Annotated in this window: 19 protein-coding genes and 1 pseudogene; 1 reads left to right on the top strand and 19 read right to left on the bottom strand. The window is 71.6% G+C overall.

All coding sequences use genetic code 11. The annotated features are described in order from the left end of the window. From VGD70_RS03930 to VGD70_RS03840, 19 genes and pseudogenes are all read right to left on the bottom strand, one after another. A pseudogene (locus VGD70_RS03930) lies at nucleotides 1–250 on the bottom strand (hypothetical protein); the annotation flags it as partial. 569 nt (nucleotides 251–819) lie between these two features. After that, nucleotides 820–1,410 carry an SMI1/KNR4 family protein gene (locus VGD70_RS03925; RefSeq protein WP_331078191.1) on the bottom strand — a complete coding sequence of 197 codons (591 nt, stop codon included), beginning with the start codon at nucleotides 1,408–1,410 and terminating at the stop codon, nucleotides 820–822. Between the two features lie 107 nt (nucleotides 1,411–1,517). Continuing rightward, nucleotides 1,518–1,889, bottom strand: coding sequence for a cobalamin B12-binding domain-containing protein (locus VGD70_RS03920; protein WP_331078189.1), 372 nt, complete (start codon nucleotides 1,887–1,889; stop codon nucleotides 1,518–1,520). A gap of 23 nt (nucleotides 1,890–1,912) precedes the next feature. Next, nucleotides 1,913–3,598, bottom strand: a complete 1,686-nt coding sequence (locus VGD70_RS03915; protein WP_331078187.1) for an acyl-CoA mutase large subunit family protein — start codon at nucleotides 3,596–3,598, stop codon at nucleotides 1,913–1,915. Continuing rightward, nucleotides 3,595–4,572 (bottom strand): methylmalonyl Co-A mutase-associated GTPase MeaB, encoded by a 978-nt coding sequence (gene meaB / locus VGD70_RS03910; RefSeq protein WP_331078185.1) that lies wholly within the window; start codon nucleotides 4,570–4,572, stop codon nucleotides 3,595–3,597. The genes VGD70_RS03915 and meaB overlap by 4 nt, the downstream gene beginning before the upstream one ends. Next, nucleotides 4,569–5,705, bottom strand: a complete 1,137-nt coding sequence (locus tag VGD70_RS03905; protein WP_331078183.1) for an iron-containing alcohol dehydrogenase family protein — start codon at nucleotides 5,703–5,705, stop codon at nucleotides 4,569–4,571. The genes meaB and VGD70_RS03905 overlap by 4 nt, the downstream gene beginning before the upstream one ends. Nucleotides 5,706–5,714: 9 nt before the next feature. Further along, nucleotides 5,715–6,875: an acyl-CoA dehydrogenase family protein gene (locus VGD70_RS03900; RefSeq protein WP_331078181.1), complete on the bottom strand. Its 1,161-nt coding sequence runs from the start codon at nucleotides 6,873–6,875 to the stop codon at nucleotides 5,715–5,717. After that, nucleotides 6,872–7,285 carry a Zn-ribbon domain-containing OB-fold protein gene (locus VGD70_RS03895; protein WP_331078180.1) on the bottom strand — a complete coding sequence of 138 codons (414 nt, stop codon included), beginning with the start codon at nucleotides 7,283–7,285 and terminating at the stop codon, nucleotides 6,872–6,874. Before VGD70_RS03895 ends, VGD70_RS03900 begins: the two co-directional genes overlap by 4 nt. Further along, nucleotides 7,276–8,454, bottom strand: a complete 1,179-nt coding sequence (locus tag VGD70_RS03890) for a thiolase family protein (RefSeq protein WP_331078178.1) — start codon at nucleotides 8,452–8,454, stop codon at nucleotides 7,276–7,278. The genes VGD70_RS03895 and VGD70_RS03890 overlap by 10 nt, the downstream gene beginning before the upstream one ends. Continuing rightward, the gene (locus tag VGD70_RS03885; protein WP_331078176.1) at nucleotides 8,451–9,767 is read right to left on the bottom strand and encodes an MmgE/PrpD family protein; all 1,317 of its coding nucleotides are present in this window, start codon (nucleotides 9,765–9,767) and stop codon (nucleotides 8,451–8,453) included. The genes VGD70_RS03890 and VGD70_RS03885 overlap by 4 nt, the downstream gene beginning before the upstream one ends. After that, entirely contained in the window at nucleotides 9,751–11,289 is a 1,539-nt protein-coding gene (locus tag VGD70_RS03880; protein WP_331078174.1) for an AMP-binding protein, read from the bottom strand. Before VGD70_RS03880 ends, VGD70_RS03885 begins: the two co-directional genes overlap by 17 nt. Then, complete coding sequence (locus tag VGD70_RS03875; RefSeq protein WP_331078173.1) at nucleotides 11,271–12,179, bottom strand: hypothetical protein; 909 nt, start codon at nucleotides 12,177–12,179, stop codon at nucleotides 11,271–11,273. The genes VGD70_RS03880 and VGD70_RS03875 overlap by 19 nt, the downstream gene beginning before the upstream one ends. Next, on the bottom strand, nucleotides 12,176–12,916 hold the full coding sequence (locus VGD70_RS03870; RefSeq protein ID WP_331078171.1) for an ABC transporter ATP-binding protein: 741 nt from the start codon (nucleotides 12,914–12,916) through the stop codon (nucleotides 12,176–12,178). The genes VGD70_RS03875 and VGD70_RS03870 overlap by 4 nt, the downstream gene beginning before the upstream one ends. After that, entirely contained in the window at nucleotides 12,913–14,754 is a 1,842-nt protein-coding gene (locus VGD70_RS03865; RefSeq protein WP_331078169.1) for a branched-chain amino acid ABC transporter ATP-binding protein/permease, read from the bottom strand. Before VGD70_RS03865 ends, VGD70_RS03870 begins: the two co-directional genes overlap by 4 nt. Continuing rightward, nucleotides 14,751–15,632: a branched-chain amino acid ABC transporter permease gene (locus VGD70_RS03860; protein WP_331078168.1), complete on the bottom strand. Its 882-nt coding sequence runs from the start codon at nucleotides 15,630–15,632 to the stop codon at nucleotides 14,751–14,753. Before VGD70_RS03860 ends, VGD70_RS03865 begins: the two co-directional genes overlap by 4 nt. An 11-nt stretch (nucleotides 15,633–15,643) precedes the next feature. Further along, nucleotides 15,644–16,798 (bottom strand): ABC transporter substrate-binding protein, encoded by a 1,155-nt coding sequence (locus VGD70_RS03855; protein WP_331078166.1) that lies wholly within the window; start codon nucleotides 16,796–16,798, stop codon nucleotides 15,644–15,646. A gap of 224 nt (nucleotides 16,799–17,022) precedes the next feature. Next, complete coding sequence (locus VGD70_RS03850; protein WP_331078164.1) at nucleotides 17,023–17,856, bottom strand: IclR family transcriptional regulator; 834 nt, start codon at nucleotides 17,854–17,856, stop codon at nucleotides 17,023–17,025. A gap of 100 nt (nucleotides 17,857–17,956) precedes the next feature. After that, complete coding sequence (locus VGD70_RS03845) at nucleotides 17,957–18,685, bottom strand: spermidine synthase (protein ID WP_331078162.1); 729 nt, start codon at nucleotides 18,683–18,685, stop codon at nucleotides 17,957–17,959. A gap of 106 nt (nucleotides 18,686–18,791) precedes the next feature. Beyond that, on the bottom strand, nucleotides 18,792–19,400 hold the full coding sequence (locus tag VGD70_RS03840) for a TetR/AcrR family transcriptional regulator (RefSeq protein WP_331078160.1): 609 nt from the start codon (nucleotides 19,398–19,400) through the stop codon (nucleotides 18,792–18,794). 71 nt (nucleotides 19,401–19,471) lie between these two features. Here VGD70_RS03840 and VGD70_RS03835 point away from each other — a divergent pair, with 71 nt between their 5' ends. Then, complete coding sequence (locus VGD70_RS03835) at nucleotides 19,472–20,323, top strand: alpha/beta fold hydrolase (RefSeq protein ID WP_331078158.1); 852 nt, start codon at nucleotides 19,472–19,474, stop codon at nucleotides 20,321–20,323. Nucleotides 20,324–20,331: the final 8 nt, after the last annotated feature.

The following is a 20,331-nucleotide window of genomic DNA, read 5'->3' as shown; positions in this document are numbered from 1 at the left end:
AATCGGGACAAATCGCCGGTGCCGCACCGTCCCTGCCCGCCGCCAGAATGCCGGCGACAAATGTTCCATGCTGGCAGGCCGCACTGTCGGACAGGACGCACCCGCCCCCCGCAACCCCGGAAAGCACCCGGATGCGACCGTTGGCAAAAGCGGGATGGCCCATGGCAACGGGCCCGTCGAGCAAGCCGACGACGACCTCGTCCATACCGCTGGTCAGCGCCATCAACGACGGCAGCCGCACCAGCTCCAACGGAACCATTAGCAGACCCGCCCTCAAACAGACCGGTGTCACGTGCCACCTTGCCACAAGTCAAGGACGGCGACCATAACCAAGCCACGGATATCGGCTGGAATTAGATATAGGCCGCGCGTTACCGGATAAGCACGGAGAGATCAGTTGGGGTGGGTCTGATCAACCCGCCATCGGCGTCAGTCAGGTCCTCCCCTGGTGGGAGGCCCGTTGAGGGCTGAAAATCAGTGCTGGTTGCCCGCCGACGTCGGTGGTCCATGGTCGGGTGAGGCCTGCGTTAGTCCGACGCTGGGAGCCGTTTACGGGCCCTTGTTTGTTGTTTCGAGCACGCGAATCAGATTCGTATCGTGCCCAGGCTCCCGCAGGCAGCCACCTGAGGGGGCCGACGCGGGACAGCGAAGAGATCATCGCGCGGATAGCCGCGCTGGTCGCGTCCAGGCGCGACCCCACCCGGCTCCAAGGAGTGCCAGAGCACCCACTCCGATCGATCGACGCCGCGAGGACGGATCAGGTGACCGGGGCCACCCTGCCACTGGACGACGCCGGGCGTCGCGATTGCTGGACGCCGGTCAGCGGTCGCTCCACGGGAGGAGTTCGGTCGGGGCTTTGGCGAGGCCGGGGTCTTCGGCCAGGACTGCCCGGGGGTCGAATGGCCATCCGGATGCGCCGAGTTCACGTCTGAACAGGAAGAGAAGAAACCGCCAGAGCCTCGTGGCGACGACGTAGTCGAGACGGGCGGGGGCGTCTGCGGTGTCGACGAAGGCGACGAAGCCGGTCAGCGGGCCGGCTGTGAGTAGCACGTAGCAGTTGCCGCATCCGTCCCCGGCCACCGGCAACCATCCCTTGGATCGCCATTGCGGGTACAGCGCAAGCCGGGCGGCCATGTCGTTTGCCTCGTTGTCAGGTCGAGCGCCGAAGACCCCGCCAGGCCCGATCGCCTCTCCCTTGCAGACCCGTAGCCAGGCAGCCAGGTCCTCGGGCAGGCCGGTCTTCAGTCTGCGAGCAAGGTCGGTCAGCTCCGCCTCGCTGGCTGCGCCGGGAAACGGCTGCTCCGGCGCCCGCGGCAACTGCTGTAGCAACCCGCACACCTGCCCGTACAGGTGTCCATCGCCGTGGGGTTCGACGACGTCGGGGCGTTCGCTCGATCCTTCGCCAGGCACTGCGGGAGACTCCCTCCACCTACAAACGACGAATCAATGAAGCACCTTGACGGGCACGACTAACGGGATCGCCAGACCTCGGACGGTTCGAGGGTGGCGTTGTCAGGTTAGCGGCGGACACGCTCTCGAGTGAATCGGACGATCTCCTCGATGGCGGTGCCGGGGCCGAAGGCGCCCTCGATGCCCAGTTCGCGCAGCTGATCGCGCACCGCGGGGGGCACGATGCCGCCCACGAGCACCAAGACGTCCTCGAGGCCGCGGGCCCGCAGCGCGTCGACCATCGCCGCGCTGAGGGGCACCACGGCTCCCGAGAGGATGCTCAGGCCGATGACCTGCGCGTCCTCCTGCAACACGATCTCCGCGAGCTCGTCGGGGCGGCGGCGCAGCCCGGTGTAGATGACCTCCATCCCGGCGTCGCGCAGGCCGCGGGCGATCACCTTCGCACCGCGGTCGTGGCCGTCGAGTCCGATCTTGCTCACCACTACCCGGATGGGGGGCGTGTTCACAGTCGAGTCATCTCCGATCGGTAGTCACCGAAGACCGACCGCCACACTCCGGCTATCTCACCAGTGGTGGCGTAGTTCCGCACGCAGTCGAGCACCGCGGGCATCACGTTCTCGTCCGTGGCGCACACCTCGGCGAGCCGGCGCAGCGAACGCGCGACAGCCGAACCGTCCCGGTCGCGACGGAGCTGGTCCAGCCGCGCGATCTGCCGGTCGATGCCGGCCTGGTCCACCTCGAACACCGGCAGCGACGGCTCCTCGTCCAGCTGGAACTTGTTCACGCCCACGATGACCTTCTCGCCGGAGTCGACCTGGACCTGGTCGCGGTAGGCGCCGTCGGCGAGGTGCTGCTGGAAGTAGCCCTGCCGCGTGGCTTCCACGGCTCCGCCCATCTTGTCGACGCGGTCGATCTCGTCCCAGATGCGCCGGCGGAACTCGTGCGTGAGGGACTCCACGTAGTACGAGCCGGCGAGCGGGTCCACTGTGTACGGAACACCGGTCTCGTAGGCGATCACCTGGTTGGCCCGGATCGACGTGCGCGCGGCCTCTTCGGTCGGGATGCCCAGCGCCTCGTCGAAGGATGCCGTCCGGGTCTGCTCGCAGCCACCGAGGACCTGCGCCAGGATCTGCAGGGTGATCCGCGAGATGTTGTTCAGCGGCTGCTGGGCGGTGAGCGGTCGGCCGGAGGTGGCGGCGTGCAGCCGGAAGTGCTGCGCCTTCGCGGTCGTGCCGCCGAACCGCTCGCGCACCAGCTGCGCCCAGACCGCCCGCACGGACCGGTACTTCGCGATCTCCTCGAAGAAGTCCATCTCCGTGCAGAAGTGCAGCTCGATGCTGCTGCCGAAGTCGTCGATGCGCATGCCCTTGGCCAGGCACGTCTCGACGTAGGCGATCCCGTTGCAGATGGTGAACGCCGCCTCCTGCACGCACGTGGAGCCCGCCTGCTTCATGTGCGACCCGGAAACGCTGATCGGCAGCCAGGTCGGCGCCTCCTGGTTGACGTAGGCGAGCATGTCGGTGGCCAGGCGCACGGCGGCCTCGATCGGCAGGAACTGGGTGCCGCGGGCGATGTACTCCTTGATCGGGTCGTTCTGGATCTGCACGGCGAAGCTCGACGGCGAGATGCCCTGCTTCTCCGCCAGGGTCAGGAACCACGCCGCCGCGATCGGGCCGATCGCGTTGGCCGTGGTGAAGATGTGCCCGACCTTCTCCAGGGGGATCCCGTCGAACATCCGCTCCACGTCGGCGAACGACGAGAGCGCCACGCCCATCTGGCCGGCCTCCGCGCGCGCCATCTCGTCGTCGGAGTCGAGCCCGATCTGGGTCGGCAGGTCCAGGGCGATCGACACCCCGCCGGTACTGCCCTGCTCGATGAGATACCGGTACCTCGCGTTGGCGTCCTCCGCCGAGCCGAAGCCCGCGTACATCTCCATCTTCCACAGCTGCGCCCGGTAGCCGCCCGGCGTGAACCCCCGGGTGTAGGGCTCCTCTCCGGGGAAACCGAGCTCGCGGTTGTAGGACCAGCCCCGCTCGGCCAGGTCCTGCGGCGTGTAGAGCGGCTTGACGGGGATCCCGCTGGAGGTCTGGAAGTCCTTCGTCCAGCCCTCGGCGAGCTCGTCGTCATGCTCGGCCAGCCACCGGTCGTGTCGAGCAGCGATCTCGTCGGGTTCGTCGACTGTTGTCATGCCTGCCTTCCCCTGACGTGGTGATTGCTTGTGTGCTCCCCGGCCCGGCACCCGGCGAGTTCCAGCAGCCGGTCGGCGATGACGTGGGGCGAACGCCGCCCGTCCACCGCAGTGAGGGAGCCGTCCCGCTCGCACGCGGCCAGCGCCCACGCTCGGGCGCGGGCCGCCACGAGCGCCGCCGCCGACTCGCGGACCTTGCCGGCCGCCAAGGCCCGGCCCTCGGGGTGGTCCGCCAGGAAGGCACGGTGCTCGCGAACGGCGTCCCACACCTGCTCGACGGAGCCGTCCGGCCGGTTGGCCACGGTGGCGACCACCCTGGGCACCCAGGAACCGCAGGTGCCGAGGCCGAGCATCGTGTGGAGATCCCGGACGAGCCGGTCGGCGCCGGGCAGGTCGGTCTTGTTGACCACGTACACGTCGGCGACCTCGAGGACTCCCGCCTTCTCCAGCTGGATCGCGTCGCCGGCGTTCGGGTTGAGCACCAGGACGGTGGTGTCGACCAGGGACGGCAGGTCCAGCTCCGACTGTCCGGTGCCGACCGTCTCCACCAGTACCTCGGCGAAGCCGTGCGCGCCCAGCAACCACGCCGCCTCGGCGGCGCCGGGTGCCAGGCCGCCGAGCTGCCCGCGCGCGCCCATGCTGCGGACGTAGACGCCGGGATCCAGCAGGTGCTCGTCCATGCGAAGCCGGTCGCCCAGCAGCGCACCGCCGGAGAACGGCGAGCTGGGATCGACGGCCAGCACCGCGACGCTGCGCTTGTCGCGCCGCGCGACCCGGATCATGGCGCCGAGCAGGGTGGACTTCCCGGCGCCCGGGGCTCCCGTGACCCCGACCCTGGGTGGCTGCGGGCCGGCGACCGCCCGCAGGTCCGCGAGCAGGGTGGCGGCGTCGGGGTCGGCGCGCTCGACCAGGCTGATCGCGCGGGCCAGTGCCCGCACGTCCCCGGCCTGGAAGCGTTCGACGAGCTCGCTCACCATGCCTCCCGCAGCAGTTCTTCCAGCTCCTTCGCATCGTGCACCGGCCGGGGGTTGGCGAACATGTGCCGATCGTGCAGCGCCAGCGCCGCGATCTCCGGCATCGCGTCGCGATCGACCCCCACCTCCCGCAGCCGCGTCGGCGCGCCGATCTCGTCGAGCAGTGCCCGCACGGACTCGTTCACGCCGAGCCCGGTCGCCGGCATCGCTCCGGCCAGGACCGGCTGCCGGTCCGCTGTGTACGGTTCGTTGAAGCGCATGCCGTGGACAAGCATCGCGGAGTTGGCCGCGCCGTGCCCTGCGCCGTGGACCCCGAGGACGTGGCACACCGCGTGGTTGACGCCCAGCCCTTCGGCGGGCATCGCCAACCCGGACAGGTAGGCGCCGACCTGGCAGGCGGCCAGCGCCGCGAGGTCACCACCGACCGCGTCCGCGGCGGACTCGGTCAGGAGGCGCAACGCGGAGCTCGCGAGCGCGTCGGTCATCGGGCCGTGGCCACGCGAGAGGATCGCCTCCACGCAGTGGTTGAGCGCGTTGCCGGCCGAGGCCGCGAGCACCGCACGCGGCGTGGTGGCGGCGAGCCGCGGGTCGAGGATCACCGAGCGCACCGGTGCGGCCGCGTCGACCACGACGATCTTGGTGCGGGTGGCCGGATCGGCGAACCCGGCCGAGATCGTCGCCTCCGACGCCGACAACGTCGTGCCGATCGCGACGATCGGGATTCGCCGGCCGCGGAGCGGAGGGACGACGAGCTGGTCCGGCGGCACGAACCTCGTGGCGTGGTCGGCCAGTCGCCCGCCCTCGCCGAGCAACACGGACGCGCCCTTGGCGGCGTCGTGCACGCTGCCGCCCCCGACGCTGACCAGACCGTCCACCTGGGACTCTCGGGCCTCCCGCACGATCTCGTCCACGACCCCGAGCGGGGCGTTGCCGGAGCAGCGGTCGAAGCGGGCGGCCAGGGCCGGGCCGGCGGCGGCCTCGACCAAAGCCAGCGCCGGGCCGGCCGCGACGTGCGGACCGCAGATCACCAGGGCGCGGTTGATCCCGCAGGCCGCCAGCTCGGCCGGCAACCGGTCGAGCGCGCCCTCACCGGTGACGACCCGGCGGCTCTGCTGGACGAAGGTGCTGGACATGTCGCCGGCTCAGCGGTCGGGGTCCCGGTAGCCGAGGGCGTACTCGGCAACCATGCCGCGGTGCAACTGGTTGTTGCCCTCGACGATCTGGAACACCTTGGCGTCCCGGAAGTACCGGGCGACGGGGTAGTCCTCGGAGATCCCGTAGGCACCGTGGATCTGCACCGCGCTGGTGGCCGCGGCCATCGCGACGTCGCTGGCGTGCATCTTGGCCAGGCTCGCCCTGCGCCGGGGCCGGGCCACGCCCGCGTCGCGGTCCCTCGCCAGCTCGTAGAGCAGCTGCCGGGCTCCCTCCACGCCGACGACCATGTCCGTGATCATGGACTGCACGAGCTGGAACCGGCCGATCTCCTGACCGAGGACGTGCCGGAGCCTGGCGTAGGAGACCGACGCGTCCAGGCTGGCCTGCGCCAACCCGAGGGCGCGCGCCGCGACCGACAGCCGCCCGGTCTCGACCGCCGCCATGGCGACCCGGTAGCCCTCGCCCTCCGCGCCGATGCGGTTCCCGACCGGCACCCGGACCTCGTCGAGCACCAGATCGCCCGTGGCGAGCGGCCGGAAGCCCAGCTTGTTCCGGTACGGCGACGTGGTCAGGCCGGCCCGGTCGCGCTCCACCACGAACGCGCAGACCCCGTCGCGGCCCTTGGCGGGGTCGAGGGTGGCGAAGGTGAGGAACCAGTCTGCTGTGTCGAGCATGCTGATCCACGCCTTCGCCCCGTTGATCACGTACTCGTCGCCCTCCCGGCGGCACCGGGTGGTCATGCTGGCCACGTCGGTCCCTCCGCCGGGTTCGGTGACCCCGGCGCCCGCGAACGACTCGCCTCTCACCAGGGGCGCGATCCAGCGCTGCTTCTGTTCCTCGGTCCCGTAGCGAAGGATGCCGGCGCCGACGAGCCCGCTGGGCATCGAAATCGCCAGGCCGATGATGTGGCAGGTCCGGGAGACCTCCTCGATCAGCTGCGTGAAGGTCAGCCAGTCCAGGCCCAGCCCGCCGTAGCGGGGGTCGATCACGGCGCCGAGCCAGCCGAGCCCGGCGACCTCGCGGACGAGCTCGACCGGGAACCTCTCCTCGCGGTCGTACGCGCCGACGCGGGGCGCGATCTCCCGCTCGGCGAAGTCGCGGACGGCGGCGAGCAGTGCCTCGCGGTCCACCGCCAGGTCGGCTGTCATCGGTTCTCCCTCGGTTCGAAGACGAACGGCGGCACGGCGTCGGGGTCGTCGAGCAGCACCAGGCGGACCGGCAGCGGCACGCGGTGCTCCTCGGTGAGGCCCCTGCCGTGCGCGAAGATCCGGACGCCGTCGGCCAGGTCGACCTGGCCCAGCACGTAGGGCGTCGGCAGCCCCGGCCGCCGCACCCACACCGTGGTGTAGGTGATCAGCGTGCCCTCGTCGGACAGCGCGATCTCCCGGGCGTCGACCGCGCCGCACCGCTGGCAGACCGGACGTCCCGGCCAGGACACCGCGCCGCAGTTCCCGCACCGGGTCCCCACCAGCCGGCCCGCCTCGTGGTCGAGCCGCGGCCGTTGGGGGAACGGCGTCACGGCCAACACCTTCGCCAGGTCCACGCGTCTCACGTCCATGCGTCCACCCGTTCCAGGATGTGTACGTTGCAGGCGGCGGGTTCGCCCGACAGCCAGCCGCCGCTGTTCTGCGCGAGGGCGACGCGCGGCTGGTTGCTCTGCCGGGCACCGGCCTCGCCGCGCAGCTGCCACACCAGCTCGCACAGCTGGGCGAGCCCGGTGGCGCCCACGGGATGGCCCCGGGCGGACAGGCCACCGCTGGGATTTACGGGGATCCGGCCGGTGATCGCGGTGGCGCCGGAGGCGAGCAGGTCGCCGGCCTGCCCCACCTCGCACAGGCCGAGTTGCTCGTAGTACAGCAGCTCGCCGGGGGCCATCGCGTCGTGCACCTCGACCACGTCGACCGCGTCCGGACCCAGCCCGGCCTGCTCGTACGCGGAGGTCGCGCAGGTGGTGGCGGTGGACGGGAGGTCGTCCTCCGGTCCCGCCGTGTAGCCCGAGGCGGCGGCCGCCGCGGCGACGCGGACCCGCGGCCGGCCCTCGACGGTGCCGGTGCCGGCCCTGCGCAGCACGACCGCCGCGGCACCGTCGCTGAAGGAGCTGCACATCAACAGGGTCAGCGGGTCGGCGATCGGGCGCGACTCGAGGATCTGCTCGGGGGTGACGGGCTTGCGGTGCTGGGCGTTCGGGTTCAGCGAGCCGTTGTAGTGGTTCTTCACCGTGACGTCGACGAGGTCCCGCTCGCGCAGCAGGCCGGCGTCGATCCGCTTGCGCAGCCGCATGGCGTAGATGGCGGTGAACTGGAGACCGAGGCCGCCGGTGAGCTCGATGTCCGCCGCGGTCTCCAACGCGGCCAGCGAGCGGTCGCGGTCGGCGACGAACATCTTCTCGAACCCGACGGCGAGCACGGTGTCGGCCGCGCCCGCGCGGATGGCGAGCACCGCCTCGCGGAAGGCGCTCGACCCGCCGGCGCAGGCGTTGTCGATGTTGACGATCGGAACCCGTTCGATGCCGATGTCGCGCAGCGCCGACTGGCCGCGGATCTGTTCCTGGCCCTGCAACAGGCCGGCCATGCCGTTGGAGGCGTACACGGCCTGCACGTCCCGGATCCCGATGCCGGCGTCCGCGAGTGCCCGCGCGGTGGACTCGCGCACCAGGTCCTTCAACGCCTTCTCGGGGAAGCGACCGAACGGGTGCATGCCGACCCCCGCCACCTCGACGCCGGTCACGACGCGACCTCGGCCCGCTGTGGTGTCGACTGTGGAGCGGTCGGCCGGGGCGCGGACAGCAACCGGCGCAGCACCACCGCGTCCGGCCGCGCGCGCCCCAGCTCGGCGGCGGCGTCCGCCACGACGCCCGGGTCCGCCTCGCTGCGCCGGGCGAGGGCCTCGGTGTCCGCGCGCAGTGCCGGCCAGCCCGGGAAGAGCAGGTCCGCCGCTCGCCCGGTCCGTACGAGGGTCACGCCGTCCACGTCCACCTCGACTCTCGACTCGTTCTCGGGCAGCTCGGTATCGGCCGCCATGTCCACCACCGCGAGCAGCTCGCGCAGGTCGTCGGTTCCCGGGTTCTCCAGCCGGTCCAGCCGGACCCGGCCGTCGAGCAGTCCACACGCGACACAGAACGCCACGCTCATCAATGCCCCGGACCGGGACGTGAACGGGCCGGTGTTGGCCGAACCCGGGTACGCCGACTCGATCGCGGACAGCCGGACCCGCACCGCGCTCGGGCGACGCCCGGCGAGCGCGGTGTGCAGCCCGCAGGCCAGGTCGGTGGCCACCTGCGCGATACCGCTGACGGGGTACGGCTTGACCGCCACGACCCGGGCGTCGGTGACGGGCCCGGCCACGTGGCGGGCGAGCGCGCCGGCGCCCGGCTCGCGGAAGTGGGCCGCGGCCCAGCCGGCGGCCCCCTCGAACGCCTCCGGCGCGGCACGGGCGCCGGCACGGGTGAACAGGGCGGCCTCCACGCCGGCCCTCGCGGCGGCACCCACCTCGAGGATCCACTCGTCGGTGCTGGAGATCCACGCCTGGTTGTGGCCGCCGCACGCCGCCGCCGCGAGCGCGATCGCGTTCACGGTCTCGGCGGGTGAGAACGAGAGCGCCGTCGCCGCCGCGGCGGCGGCGCCGAAGGGCCCGAAGACCCCGGACGGTCGCAGGCCCGCCCGCTGGGCCTCGGTGGAGTACGACGCGGAGACGTCGCACATGACCCGGTAGCCCGCGGCGAGACAGTCGAGGGTCCGGTCCCCCGCCTCCTCCGCCAGCGCGAGGGTGGCGGCGAGCACGATCGCCCCCACGTGCACCCGGCCCTCGGGGAAGAAGTCGTCCTGCGTCCGCGCGTGCAGCTGGGCGGCGAACTGGAACGCGGCCTCGCCCGGGGATTGCCCGGCGTCCAGCGGCAGCCGCCGCGCGAGTTCGGCCATGGAGCCCCGCTCGCCCGCCGCGGCGGCGATGTTCGTCAACGTCAGTGCGCGAAGGGCCTCGTACTCGTCCTCGCCCACCGTGCCGCGGGCGCGTTCGGCGAGCCGTTCAGCTGTGCGCGTCATCGACGACTCCGTTCGGTTCCGCCAGCGCGCTGATCACCCGCGCGCGGTCGACCTTGCCGTAGGGGTTCCTGGGTATGCCCTCGGTGAGCAGCAGGCGTTTCGGGGTGCGGAAGGTCAGGCGCGGCCGGGCGAAGGCGAGCAGCTCGTCGGCCGTGACCTCCGCGCCGGTGTTGAGGCGCACCAGGGCGTTCACCGCCGTGCCCCAGTGGTCGTCGGGCAACCCGACGACCACGCACTCCTCGACCGCGGGGTGGTTCTGCAGGACGTGCTCCACCTCGCGCGGCGAGATGTTGAACCCGCCGGAGTTGATCATCTCGTCCTTCCGGCCGACCAGGTGCACGTATCCGAGCTCGTCGACGCGGCCCATGTCCCTGGTCCAGATCCAGCCGTCCCGCACCACGTCGGCCGTGGCCTCGGCGAGGTTGTGGTACCCGCTCATGTGGTGGGACCCTCGGATGGTCACCTCCCCGATCTCGCCCGTCGGCACCGGCGCCCCGTCGGGGTCCCGCACTTGCAGAGCCACCGAGCGCCACGGCCGGCCCGCTGAGCCCCGGTGCTCGCCCGGCCGCGCGTGGTCCTCCTTGTGCAGGCAGGTCAGCGTGACCGGCGCCTCCGACTGGCCGTAGATCTGCACGAGCACCGGCCCGAGCCGATCGAGCGCGCGTTCCAGGACAGGGCCCGGCATCGGGGCGGCGCCGTAGATCACCGTCCGGTAGCCGAACGGGGTGCGCCCGCCGTCGCAGACGTCCAGCAGCCGGGGGAACATCGCGGGCACGGCCTTCAGCGTCGTCACCCCGGGCAGCGTGGACGCCCGGACGACCTCGTCGGCGTCGAAACCGGACATCACGTAGACCCCGCCACCGGCGATCAGCTGCGGGAGCACGAAGTAGCCCGCGCCGTGCGAGAGCGGCTGGGTCAGCACCGTGCGCTCGCCCCGGTCGACCGGACCCAGCTCCAGCAACAGGTTGAACGCCACCTGCGCCACGGCGCGGTGGCTGAGCACGACGCCCTTGGGCCGTCCGGTGGTGCCGGAGGTGTAGCTGATCCAGGCCGGGTCCTCGCCCTCGCCCGACCGCACCACCGGCGTCGCCGACGCCTCCGCGACCAGCCGGCGGTAGCTCCGCTCGCCGGACTGCGGCTCGTCGAGGTTGATCGCGACCAGGCCCAGCTCGTCGGCGAGCGCGGCGGCGTCCTCGGCGAACGCGGCCGAGTGGACCAGCGCCCTGGCGTCGCAGTCGTTCAGCGCGTACCGGAAGTCGTCGCGGTGCAGCCGGCTGTTCAACGCGACGCGGACCCGCCGGCCGAGCGCGAGCCCGAGGTCGACCTCCGGGTACTCGATCCGGTTCTCCATGAGGACCCCGACCGGCGCGCCCTCGGGGACGCCCAGCGCGTCCAGGGAGTTCGCGAACCGCTCGGCCCGGTCCACCACGTCGGCCAGCGGCCGGAGCGTGCTCCGGTCCGCCACCGCGGGCGCGTCGGGGAACTGGCGTGCGGCACGCCGGATCAGATACGCGAGGTCCATCGATCTCTCCCTGTGGACGGTGGTTCGAGCACTCCGGTCACGCTCGCCAGCCGGGGCAGCACCCGTGCACCGAAGTCGCGCACGTGCTCGGCCGCGGTCGGCCCGTCCATGTCGGGCCAGCACAGCCGGACGACGATGCCGGCCGGGTCCACCTCCGCGAGCACGGCTGCCAGGCGATCCGCCACCTGCTCGGCGGTACCGGCGAGCACCGCGCCGGAGCCGCCGGAGTAGCCCCAGTCGGACAGCGCGCCGTACTTGGGCGCGACGTAGCGCTCCCAGCCGCGCCGGACGTCGGCCCCGGTCGCCCCCAGCAGCACGTCGCACCGCAGCACCCCGCGGCCGGCGGCGTCGGTGATCCGGCGGTGCGTCTCGATCGCGACCGACGGCGCGCCGTACCAGACCGCACCGTCCACTGTGGCCTGACGAGCCGCCGTGACGGTGCCGGCGGCCGACCAGAGCAGGTGTGCGGGCAACACTTCCCGCGCCACCAGGTCCCGGCGCATCGCCGCCCGGAGCCGGAACCGGTCCTCGTGGGACCGGCCGGCCGCGGCGAAGTCGTCGGCCCGGTAGCCCGCCGCCAGTGCGACACCGACCGGGCCGGTGCCGATCGACCCGACGGTGGCGAGGTCCCCGGCCAGCTGTGTCACGGAGGTGAGCCCCGCGATCACCGAGCCGACGGCGGCGAACTCGCCGAGGTCCGCACGCAGCGCGGCCAGGAGCGGCCAGGGCCGCAGCATGGCGTAGGGCTCCGCGTGCAGGTGCTCGGGCGCGACCAGCACGCGCATCCCCGCCTCCAGCGCGGCCGACGCCTCCGTGCGCACCGTCGCGTACAACGACGCCGCCGCCTTCCGCTGGCTGCCGAGCAGCAACCCGAACCAGGTACCGCTCACGCGGGGCTCCCCTCCGGCGCGGCCATCCCGAGGAAGGCGCGCCGGATCTCCGCCATGTCGCCGATCTCCCCCGGTGCGCCGTGCGCGATCACCGACCCCTGGGCGATGACGTACACGTGGTCGGCGAGGGCCAGCGCCAGCGGCACGTTCTGCTCGCTGAGCAGGACCGTCCGCCCGCTCTCCCGCAACCCGGCCACGAGCTTCGCGACGTCGTCGATCACGGTCGGGGCGAGACCGACCGACGGCTCGTCGAGCAGCAGCAGCCGGGGATCGGACATCAGCCCGCGCGCGATCGCGACCATCTGCTGCTGCCCGCCGGAGAGCGTTCCCGCCAGGGCGTCGCGCCGCTCGGCGACGATGGGGAACGTCTCACAGAGCTCGGCCATGCGGCGGTCCAGGTCGTCGCGGTGCCGCGCGGCGTGCCCGCCGAGGCGCAGGTTCTCGGCGACGGTGAGGGTTCCGAAGAGCTGCCGGCCCTGCGGCACGTGGGCGATCCCGCGGGCGACGATCGCGTTGGGGCGCAACCGGTGGATGTGCTCCCCGGCCAGGGCGACGGTTCCCGCGGTCGGCCGCACCACGCCGCTGACGCAGCGCAGGAGGGTGGTCTTGCCCGTCCCGTTGGGCCCGATGACCGCGACGACGGACCGTTCCGGCACCTCGATCGTCAGGTCCCGCAGGACGCTGCCGCGGCCGTAGCCCGCGGTGATCCCGGTGACCTGCAGCAGTGGTGTGCTCATGGCGTTCCGACCTCCTGCTGGGGCTGGGTGGCCGCCTGCCGGCCGAACGAGCCGAGATAGGCGTCCACGACGGACGCGTCCGAGGTGACCTCCTCCGGCGTGCCGGCCGCGAGCTGCCGACCGCTGCCCAGCACGACCACGCGGTCGCAGACGTCCATGACCATCTCCATGTGGTGCTCGATGAGCACGACGGAGACGCCGTGGTCGCTCGCGAGGCGGATCATCGCGGAGACGGCCTCCGCCTCGTCGGGTCCGAGGCCGGCGGCGGGCTCGTCGAGCAGGATCACCGACGGCGCGGACGCGAATGCCAGCGCGATGGCCAGGAGCCGCTGGCTGCCGTGGGACAGCTCCCCCACGGCCGTCGCCGTCCCCGGTGCGGTCCCCGCGGGCGTGCGGATCGCGTGCCGCACCAGGCCGAGGAAGCCCTCCGCGCGGCCCGCCGCACGCGCCACCAGCTCGCAGTCGGCGACGGTCAGCGTGGGGAACGCCGCCTCCTCCTGGAAGGTGCGGACCAGCCCGAGCCCGGCGATGCGCTCGGGAGGCAGCGCGCTGATGTCGGTGCCGGCCAGCTCGACCCGGCCGCGGTCCGGGCGCACGAACCCGCTGATGACGTTGAACATCGTGGTCTTGCCGGAACCGTTCGGCCCGATCAGCCCGAGCACCTCGCCGCCGGCGCCGAGCTCGAAGCTGACCTCGTCCAACGCCCGCACGCCGCCGTAGTCCTTGCCGACGCCGTGCACGGCCAGGGCCACCGAGCCGTCGAGGACCCGGCTGGGCGCGGTCACGGCGGCCCGCAACCACGCCAGCAGCTCCTCCTCGTGCCGGCCTGTCCTCCCGCGGATCCGGTCCCGCACGTAGCGGTACAGCCGCGCCGCCGCCCCGCCGATGCCGTCGGGCAGCACCGTGACCACCAGGACCATCACGGCGCCGAACAGCAACCACTTCACGTCGTCGCTCAGCGACACGACGTTGGGGATCACCTCGAACAGGACGGCGCCGACCATCGGGGTCCAGAACGAGGTCTTGCCGCCGAGGACGATCATGAGCAGGAGCAACAGGGACGCCTGGAGCCCGAACGTGCCGGGACTGACGAACGCGAAGTACGCGAAGTACAGCACCCCGGCCACCGCGGCGACCGCCGACGCGAGGACGAACGCACCCAGCTTCAGGGCGGTCGTGCGCACGCCGAGGCTTCGCGCGAGCGCCTCGTTGTCGCGCACCGAGCGCGCCACCCGGCCGAGCCCGGACCGCGCGAGCAGCCAGAGCGACACGACCACGACCACCGAGAAGACCAGGGTGACCGTGTAGGCGGTCTCGTAGTCCGCGAGCTCGATCGTCGCGCCGGGCAGGGGCAGCGTCAGCACCCCGGAGAAGATGATCCCGTTGGTGCCGCCCGTGATCGAGCTGAGATCGGTGACCATCAGCCCGAAGAGCTCGGCGAGCGCCATCGTGATGATCGCGAAGTACAGGCCGCGCAGGTGCAGGGTCAGCCGGCCGATGACGTAGCTGACCACCACGGCGACGCCGACCGCGATGCCGAGGCAGGCCCACAGGTTGGTGGTCAGCCCCTGCGCCACGATGGCCCCGGCGTAGCCGCCGACGCCGAAGAACGCGATCTGGCTGAACGGCAGGTATCCGAGGTAGCCGACCATGAGGTTCAGGCTCATGCTGACGACGCTGTAGATGACGACCAGTTCCATCAGCTCGAGGTTGAAGTCGCCGGGGGCGACGACGGGCGCCAGCAGGCCGACGGCGAGCAGGACCGCCGCGACCAGCGCGCCGGTTCCCCCCGACCGCAACCGCCGCGCCCACAACCGTTCCGGCTCCCGCGCGCTCACGCCGCCACCGCCCGCGCCACGCCCCGGCCCGGGAACAGCCCCTGCGGCCGGAGCAGCAGCACCGCCACCACGAGCACGTACGGCACCCACTGCCTGCTGCCCTCCGGCAGGTACCCGGCGGCCATCGCCTCGGCCACGCCCAGCCCCAGCCCGACGATCACCGCGCCCGGCAGGCTGCCGAGCCCGGCGATGACCACGACGATGAAGGCGGTGATCAGGATGTCCTGGCCGGAGAACGGGTTGATGCTGAACATCGGCGCCACCGCGGCCCCGGCGACCGCGGCCAGCGCCGCGGCGACCGCGAAGGCGCCCCAGTACAGCCGTTCGACGTTGAGTCCCATCAGCGCACCGGTGGACCGGTCGAGCGCCACCGCACGCAACATCAGCCCGAGGTAGGACCGTTGCAGCGCAAGGAAGAGCACGCAGACGAGCACGGCCGTCACCACCAGCACGAAGATCTGCTGCGAGCTGATGACGACGCCACCGAAGGAGAAGTTCCGTTCGAACGACGTCGGCACCGGGCGCGGCCGGCCGCCGAGGAGCAGCTTGACGCCGTAGAGCAGCACGAGCGACAGCCCGAACGTCGACAGGAACACCGAGTCCTCGGGGGCCTTGCGCAGCGGCCGGATCGCGAGGCGTTCCGCGACCCCGCCGACCACGAGCCCGGCCACGGCGGCGAGCACCACGCCCAGCCAGTACGGCCACCCGAAGGTGGTGGTGGCGACGTAGGCCGCGAAGCCGCCGACCACGTAGAACTCGCCGTGGGCGAAGTTCACCACCTTCAGGACGCCGAACACGAGGCTCAACCCGATGGCCACCAGGACGTACACGGCGCCCTGGACCACGCCGTTGACCAGCTGTGCGAGAAACAGGTGCATCGCGCCTCCCGCTACTTCGCGGCCGAGCCGACCGGCACGAACGTGTCACCCTTCACCAGCTGCAGCTCGCCGGCGGCGTTGACGTTCTGACCCTTGTCGTCGAACTTCACCGTCCCGATAGGACTGTCCCAGCTCACCTTGGACAGCGCCTCGGCGAGCTTGTCGGGGTCCTGGGTGCCGGCCTTCTGGATCGCGGTGACGAGCGTGCGCAGCGCCGTGTAGGCCTCCGCCGAGATGCTGGAGGGCGCCTCGCCGTACTTGTCCTGGAACTTCTTCGCGAAGTCCTGGGACGCGCCCGTGGCCATCGGCAACGTCGACCACGCGTAGTGGCCGTCCATCGCACCCTTGCTCAGGGTGAGCAGGTCCGGGCTCGTCATCCCGGAGCTGGCGACGAGCTTCGAGGGGACGCCGATGGTCTTGGCCTGCTGGGCGATCAGCGCGCCGTGGTTGGCCTCGCCGATCATCACGAGGACGTCGGGCGCGGCCGACTTGACCTTGGTCAGCTCCGGGCTGAAGTCCGTCTGCGTGGCGTCGAACGAGGCGGAGTAGACGACGGGCACGCCGCTGGACTTGAAGGCGCTGGTGAACCGCTCCAGCTCGTCCTGGCCGAAGGAGTTGTTCTCCGCGAGGATGCCGACCGTCTTCGGCTTCAGGGACTTCGTGATCTCGGGCGTGACCTTCTCCACCTCGACGGCGCCGGAGATCCCTGTGCGGAAGAGGTTCTTCGTGCCCTGCTCGGTCAGCGCCGTGTCCCGCTGCGAGGGCAGCAGCGCCACGACCCCGGATCGCCCGGTGATCGCCGCGTCGGCGAGGGCCGCCGGGCTGGCCGTGTCGAGGATGACCGCGTTGAGGCCGTTCTGGGAGATGAGCTTGCGGGTGCACGCCGTGCTCTGGTCGACGTTGACCTGGTCCTCGCACGTGACGAGGTCGATCTTCGGCCCGCCGTCGGCGACGATGTCCTGCTTGGCGATCTCGAAGCCCTGTTTCATGTGGTCCTCGTTGGCGCCGACGGGGCCGGAGAGGATGACGAGGCCGACCTGCACGGTGTCCCCGGCGCCGGCGCCGGCGCCCACGCCGGTACCGGTCTGGTTGCCTGAACCACATGCGACGGCGGCGAGCAAGGCGGCCGCCACCGGCGCGAACCTGACCACACGGTGAGCACGCATAAGATCTCCATCGATCCGATTTCCACTGACCGGTACTCTCGGACCGTAACACGGAACAACTCAGGACGGGAACCCTCGATCAACAGGACCGGCGACGTGGCCGACCCCGCGCCCGGCTCCTCACGGAGTCCGTGCCCTCACAAGAAACCTGGACAAGTGAGCGGCCGATCCGGACAGGGATCGCCGCTGGGCGCGCGCTCGAGCCGACCGGCTCGACCCGCCAGTCAGGACTCCAGAACCGCGTCGCGCTCCGACTCGGCGCCGTCACGCTGCGGTGCGCCGATCATCGCGCCCGCACCGGCCGCGGCGGCCACGGTCGCCCGCCGCAGCTCGATGAACCTCGACCTGGTCAACCTGGCCTCGGGGCCGAGAACGCTGACGCACGCGACGACCTGCGCCCGGTCGTCGAAGACCGGAGCGGACACCGCGAACGCGCCGCCGACCCGCTCGCCGTGACTCTCGGCCCAGCCCTGCGACCGCACGGTCCCCAGCTCGTCGAGCAGAACCGGCCAGTCGGTGATCGTCGCCTCCGTGAGCCGCTCGAGCTGGTCCGGGAGCAGCGCGCGCAGCTCCTTCTCCTCGAGCCAGGCCAGCAGGACCTTGCCCGCCGACCCGACGTGCAGCGGCGCCGACGTGCCCACCCCGGCCGTGTAGCGCAGGGACTGCGGGCTCTCGAACTCCTCGATGCACACGCGCCGGCGGCCGACCCGGATGTGCAGGACCACGGTCTCCCCGGTCTGCGCGCACAGGTCGGCGAGCACCGGCCGCACCAGCCCGGCGACACCGCCGTTGGTACCGCCCAGCTCCCGCACCATCCGGTAGCAGCCCGAGCCCAGCATGTACTCCCCCGTGGCCGGGTTCTGCACGACGAAGTCGGCGTAGGACAACCCGGTCAGAATCCGGTGCACGGTCCCCTTCGACAGTCCGACCCCTCGACAGACCCCCGTGAAGGTCTTCGGCCCGCTCGAGAGCACCATCAGCACGTCGATGGCCCGCTCGATCAGGCGGGGGCCCGTGCCCGGCGTCGTTCCGGACTTCCGCTCACCAGGTTCGTCCATGGGTTCCCCCTTCTGGATCCACGTGCCGGAACTACAGTTTCAGTCTAACAGCCGTCCGCGTCCTGCAGCGGCAGGTACCGGATCCCGGGACTTTCCGTTGCTATCGAACCGAAGCCGTCGTCGCCAGGTAGATGGTGGCGTTGGCTTCCCGCTGCTGCAGCGGGTTGTCGAACCGGACGATCTCGGCCCGCACGTCGGCGAAGACCTTGCTGAGCGCGGCGGTGAACTCCTCGTCCGGTGGGTCGTTCGACCACAGCGCGAACACGCCACCAGGGCGCAGGCGGTCAGCGAGACGCCGCAGGCCCGCCGGCTCGTACAGGTCGGCGTTGCTGGGATGAAGGTGGTGGCGCGGCGAGTGATCGATATCGACGACGATGGCGTGCCAGAGCCCCTCCGGTTTCGACGCGGGGTCGAACTCGGCGCCGGTGCGCACCATCGCGAAGAAGTCGCCCTGAACGAGACCGCACCGGGGATCCGCCGTCAGCTCCGCGCCCGCGGGGATCAACCCCCGCTCGTGCCACTCGATCACCTCGCCGAGCGCGTCGACCACGACCAGGCGGCGGACGTCCGGGTTCGCCAGCACCGACTGTGCCGTGCAGCCCAGCCCGAGCCCGCCGACCACCACATCCAGCGGCCCGGCCGCCAACCCCGCGAGCGCCAGGCGCCCCAGCTCCACCTCGGCGACCGTGAACAGGCTCGACATGAGGAACTCGTCGTTCAGCTTGATCTCGTGTACTTCCCTGTCGAAGACCGGATCCCACCGGCGCCGCAGGACGAGCTCACCCAGCGGCGTCGCCCGCCAGTCCAGCTCCTGGAACCGCGCCCTCACCTGATCACACTCATCGTCGTACCGTAGTCGTGACCCGACGGCGCGGTTGGCCGTCGGGCGCAGCAGGTCGGCCAGTTCCGAGCGTGGTGCGGGCGCGCCTCCCGCCTCACCGACGCGGCCGACTGAACAGCTGGCCGAGCCGGTAGTCGACGACGGCCGTGGCCTGAGGTGTGTCGTAGGCCCTGACCAGCATTCCGGTGAGGAGCCCGCCGGCCATGGTGGCGAGGGCGTCGGCCTCGAGCCGAGGGTCGAGGTCCGCCTGGATCCTGCCCCGATCCTGGGCCTGCCGGAGCTGTTCGGCGAGCGCGCGCACCAGGTGGGGTAGGAGTGCCTCCTGCCCGGGGTCCAGGCTGCGGCGGGTGACGTCGACGGCGAGGTAGGCGATCTGGACCGCGCACAGCATGCGGCCGCGTTCGTCGGTCGGCAGGACGCCGAGCAGGTATGCCCGCATGATCGCGCGTTCGTCCCCGGTCTCCAGCGCGGGGGCGACGCCCTTCCCGGCGCGTTCCGCGCCCAGCTCGACGATCCGCTGCCAACCGAACCGCAGCAGCTCCTCCTTGGTGGGGAAGTAGTACTGGACCAGGTTCATCGAGATGCCGGCCTCCGCGGCGACCGCACGCAACGTGACCGCCTGCAGGCCCCGCACGGCGGCGATCCCGTGCAGCGCTTCCGCGATCTCGCGCTTTCTCTGCTGGTGGTCAACGCGTTTCGGCACGCGATCACTGTGCCACACCCGCCACGAAGTGTTATCGTGCAGATGCACTATAAAACTCTGGGGAGGCACCGATGCTTGGACAGTTCACCAACCAGAAGGCGCAGGAGCGGTACTTCGCCGCCTACGAGGCCGTGCTGCGGCAGTGGTCCGTGCCCGCCGATGAGCTGGATATCGACACCCGGTTCGGCCCGACCCGCGTCCGGCGGAGCGGCGCCGGTTCGGGCCCGCCGATCGTGCTCCTGCACGGCGTCATGGGCACGTCACTGTCGTGGTACCCCCTCATCGCCGGTCTGGCCGCACGGCACCGGGTCTACGCCGTCGACTCGATCGGCGAGCCAGGACGCTCGACCCAGACCCACCCCATCCAGAACGCCGACGACTGCGCGGACTGGCTCGCCGACGTCCTCGCCGGCCTCGGCCACGAGAAGGTCCACCTCGCCGGGTTTTCCCGAGGCGGCTGGCTCGCGTTGAACCTCGCCACCCGGTCATCGGACCGGCTTGCCAGCGTCACCGTCTTCGACCCGCCGGGATTCGCCCCGATCGGCAAGCTCTTCTTCTTCCTCTGGAGCCTCGCCGAGATGCTCCGCTGGCTCGCGCCCAAGCCGATCCTCCGCCGGATCAGGTCCGGAGACCCGACGGTGCGCCACACCCTGCGCCCCCTGGTCTTCGGCAGTCTGAAGTACCGGGTGCACCTTCCCGAGCAACCCCTGTTCACTGACGAGGAGTTGCGTTCGGTCGGCGCGCCCACCCGGATCGTCCTCGCCGAACGCAGCTTCATCCACCGCTCCCGTGACGTGGTCGCACGCCTCGAGTCGGTGAACCCCCACATCCGCACCGAGATCGTGCCAGGGGCCTCCCACGCCCTACCCCTGGACAGACCGGAACTCGTCACTGCCCGGATCCTGGGCGACGCGCCGGATTGAGGGGATGA

Source organism: Actinophytocola sp. (assembly GCF_036402745.1).
GTDB lineage: Bacteria > Actinomycetota > Actinomycetes > Mycobacteriales > Pseudonocardiaceae > Actinophytocola.
This window is presented reverse-complemented; position numbering and strand designations above follow the sequence as displayed.